This window comes from Streptomyces sp. NPDC002690 (assembly GCF_053592415.1).
Genome location: NZ_JBSFVR010000510.1, coordinates 1 through 4,011, shown reverse-complemented (window position 1 = coordinate 4,011; position 4,011 = coordinate 1). Strand labels below are relative to the sequence as shown.

The following is a 4,011-nucleotide window of genomic DNA, read 5'->3' as shown; positions in this document are numbered from 1 at the left end:
CCCACCGCACGGCCCCGCCCCCGCTATCCCCGCACGCCCACCGCCCCCGCCATCAGCGAGGCGATCCGCGCAGCCGACGTGCCGAACCCGGACGGACCGGTCAGCAGGCCCCACGGCGACCGGGCGGCGTTCTCCCTGCGCAGGTCCTCCTCGCGGTACCGGCGGCAGCCCCGGTGCCAGATCAGGATGCCCGCCATCCAGTGCCGGAGCTCGCGCACATAACCGGCGAGCACCTCGCGGGACTCCGCGTCCAGTGCGAAGTCGTCGTACAGCAGGGGCAGTTCCACCTCAGCGACATGCTCGAACTGCCTCAGTCGTCCGTTCATCAGATCGTGGATGATCGCCACCCCCGTCGGGTAGTCGACGCCGAAGAAGTTCTGCACGACCAGGACCCCGTTGTGCACTTCCCCCTCGTACTCGATCTCCTTCTGGTAGGAGAACAGGTCGTTGAGAAGCGCCCCGTAGTCCGCCGCCGCGTTCTCCAGCGACCGCAACGGACCGCTGCGGTAGATCTCCGGCGGCACCTTCTTCCCGTGCGCCAGCCGGCACAGGGCCATCGTGAGGTCCGACCCGAAGGTCATGCGCCGCATCTCGATGTAGTCCACCGGGTCGGGGATACGGTTCTGCGCCTGGTTCGCCAGCTCCCACAGCCAGCTCTCCGTCATCGACTCGATCGCGTACCGGAAGGCCCGCCGTCCCTCCTCGTCCATCGGGCCCGCGGTCCGCCGCCACAGGTCCCCGAGTGAACGTTCCAGCGCGTTGACCGGCTCCGGTACGCCCGTCCCCGTCCCGTCCAACGGCATGAAGAGCGAGAGCCGTTCGTTGGCCAGCCGCGCCCCCGCCAGATCACGGGTGCGTCCGTGCACCACCGGGAACCAGTCGTCGCCGTACGTGCCCCAGGCCAGCCACGCCGAGGAGAGGTCCAGCTCCTCGGGTGAGGCGTCCGGATGGATGCCCGCCGCGCAGAGCGGGAGGTCGATCGCGACGATCCGGTCCTCGTCCCAGATGTGCGAGCCGGGCACCCCCGGCTGCTCCTCCAGGATTCCCATCCGGCGCGCCCAGTCGACGACCCGCACCCGCGCCCCGTCGAGATGGGGACTGAGCGTGGTACCGAACGGCAGCCGCAGGTCCGGGATCAGGGAGGGACCGACCCGCTGGTGCGGCACATGACTGTGACCCCGTAGCCGGGCCGTCTCCGAGCGGGCGGTGAAGCGGATCGACGCGGCGGCCGTGCCGAACAGGCCCGACATCCCCAGACGGCCCGAAGCGGCCTTCGAGCCACCGTCGTTCATGTAGCGGCTGGAGCGCAGATGCCATTCGTGCCCGCCGGACTGCCAGTCCTGGAGCCCCTTCACGTACGCGAGGACGGCGGCGGTTTCCGCCGGATCGAGCCCCCTGCTCGCGCAGAGCGGACCGAGTTCGGTCAGTACCGTGTTCTCGAACTGCTGGAGCCGGGAGGTGAGCAGGTCGTTGACCGCCTCGGCGGCCTCCTGGGTCGAGCAGTCGAGGAACTTCTCCAGCACCAGAACCCCGTTGCTGTTCTCGCCCTCGTCCTCCACCTCGCGCTGGTAGGAGAAGAGGTCGTTGCGCAGGTGCACGCCGTCGGAGAAGGCGTCGCGCAGGACCCGCAGGGCCCGGGCGTCCGCCACCGCCTCGGGAACCTCGGCGTTCGCCGCGTACTCGACCAGCCCGGCCGACCAGGGGGCGCCTCCCACTTTGCGGCGCATCTCGATGTACTCGACGGGGTTGGCGATCCGCCCCTCGTTGATGTTCGCGAGCTCCCACAGGGACTCGTTGAGCAGGTTCTCGGTCGCCTCGGCGAACCTCGCCCGCCACGCGTCCGACATGCCCGGCACCGTGCGGGCCCACAGATCCGCGAGCCCCGCCTCGACCGGGTTGACCGGGTCGGGCGTCGCCGCGCCCCGCTCCATCGGCATGAAGGCGGGCAGACGTTCGAGGTATCGTTTCGCGCCGTCGCGGTCCGGGGTGCGCTTGAACAGCTCCAGGAAGTGGTCGTCGAAGAAGAACACCCACACGTACCAGTCGGTGACCAGGGACAACGCCTCCGGCGAGCAGTCGGGGTGGGTGTACGCGCACAGCAGCGCGTAGTCGTGCGCTTCCAGGTCCTTCTCGTCCCAGATGCCGGACCCCTCCAGCATCCCCATGGAGCGGGCCCACACCTTGGTGTGACGCCGCGCCTCCTCCAGATGCGGGCTGAGCCGTGCCGGATACGGGACGTAGAAGTCCGGCAACGAGAAGGGCTGTGCCATGTGCGTCGGGCCTTTCCAGGAGACTCCGCGCGCCTTTCGCGCGGACCCGTCTTGCGCGCCAGCACTACCCCTCGGCCATCCGGGCTACGCACACCGGTCATAAGTCGCATAATCACGACGGTCTCTCCCCGGTGCAGTAAAACTCCGGTAACGAAACCCGTCACAGGCTCCGGCCGCTCCCGCCCGCCGCAGGTCACGGCGACCGCCAGTGGTCTGCACCACTGGCTCATCTGCCGCTCTGTACAACGCTCTTGACGTGCCGTCATTCATGGTCGGAGAGTGTGCCGCCACGACGGTACGAGAGATCGACTCGCCCACGGCACAGGAAGTCCCGCTCCCAGAAGGGTTGTCATGACGTCGAAGAAGAGGTCCAGGCTCGCGCTCGCGCTGATCACGGCCGGCGCGCTGTGCACCGCCCTGCTCGCCCCGGCCGCCCACGCCGAAGGCGTGCGCCCCGAGTGCCCGCGCAGCCTCGCCTGCGACTGGGTGCCGGCGGCCTACCAGCAGACCGGCGATCCGGCCGACAAGCAGACGTACGGCAACTACGACACCGCGGAACGGCCGACGAGCAACGCGATCAAGTTCATCGTGCTGCACGACACCGAGGTCGACTTCGACGGAACCATCAGAACCTTCCAGAACCCGCTCAACAAGACGTCCGCCCACTACGTCGTCCGCTCCTCGGACGGGCACGTCACCCAGATGGTCAAGACCAAGGACATCGCCTGGCAGGCGGGCAACTGGTACATCAACACCCACTCCATCGGCATCGAACAGGAGGGCTTCGCCGCCGACGGAGCCGCCTGGTACACCGACGCGATGTACCGCTCCACCGCCAAGCTGGTCGCCCACCTCGCCGCGCGGTACGACATCCCGCTCGACCGGCAGCACATCCTCGGCCACGACGGCGTCCCGCCCACCAGCGCCGCCGGGACCACGAGCATGCACTGGGACCCGGGCCCTTACTGGGACTGGACCCGCTTCATGGCCCTCCTCGGCGAACAGACCCGGCCCTCCGGCCCGAAGAAGAGCGAACTCGTCACCGTCGCACCGGACTTCCGACGCAACGAACAGGAGTTCCGCGACTGCGAGAAGGGCGTCGACCTCCCGCTCCAGGGCAGCAGCGCCGTCCCCCTGCGCACCGCGCCCTCTGCCGACGCCCCGCTCTTCTCCGACCCGGGCCTGCACCCGGACGGTTCGGCGGGCACCGACTGCGCCGCCGACTGGGGCAGCAAGATCAGCGCGAGCCAGCAGGCCGTCGTAGCCGAACGCGTGCCCGGCTGGACCGCGATCTGGTGGTACGGCCAGAAGGCCTGGCTCAGCACTCCCGCCGGTACACGTGTCACCGTACCCACGAAGGGCACGGTCGTCCGGCCGAAGGCGGGCCGGAGCGACGTCCCCGTCTACGGCGTCGCCTACCCGGACGCGGCCGACTACCCGGCCGGCTTCACGCCCCGCACCGGCTCGCCGCTCGTCTACACGATCAAGGCGGGACAGTCCTTCCCCGGTGGCGGCGAGGCTCCGACCGGCTACTACTACGCGCCGACGATCGACGCGTCGACCCCGTACGACCATACGTACTTCACGGGCGGACAGAAGTACGTGACCGTCCAGATCGGCCACCGCGTCGGATTCGTGAAGGCGACCGACGTGGACGTGGTCCGCGTCGGCTGACCGGACGCTCCCGTCCGGGCGGGCGGATCGCGCCCGTCCGAAACACGACCGCGCGCCCGCGGGACGG

At 69.5% G+C, this 4,011-nt stretch carries 2 protein-coding genes; one reads left to right on the top strand and one right to left on the bottom strand.

The features are described 5' to 3' along the window. Positions 1-23: 23 nt before the first annotated feature. Positions 24-2,270, bottom strand: a complete 2,247-nt coding sequence (locus tag ACWD3D_RS34285) for a terpene synthase family protein (protein ID WP_451464611.1) — start codon at positions 2,268-2,270, stop codon at positions 24-26. Between the two features lie 351 nt (positions 2,271-2,621). Between ACWD3D_RS34285 and ACWD3D_RS34280 the strand changes: the two genes are divergently transcribed. Beyond that, complete coding sequence (locus ACWD3D_RS34280; protein WP_451464610.1) at positions 2,622-3,944, top strand: N-acetylmuramoyl-L-alanine amidase; 1,323 nt, start codon at positions 2,622-2,624, stop codon at positions 3,942-3,944. Positions 3,945-4,011: the final 67 nt, after the last annotated feature.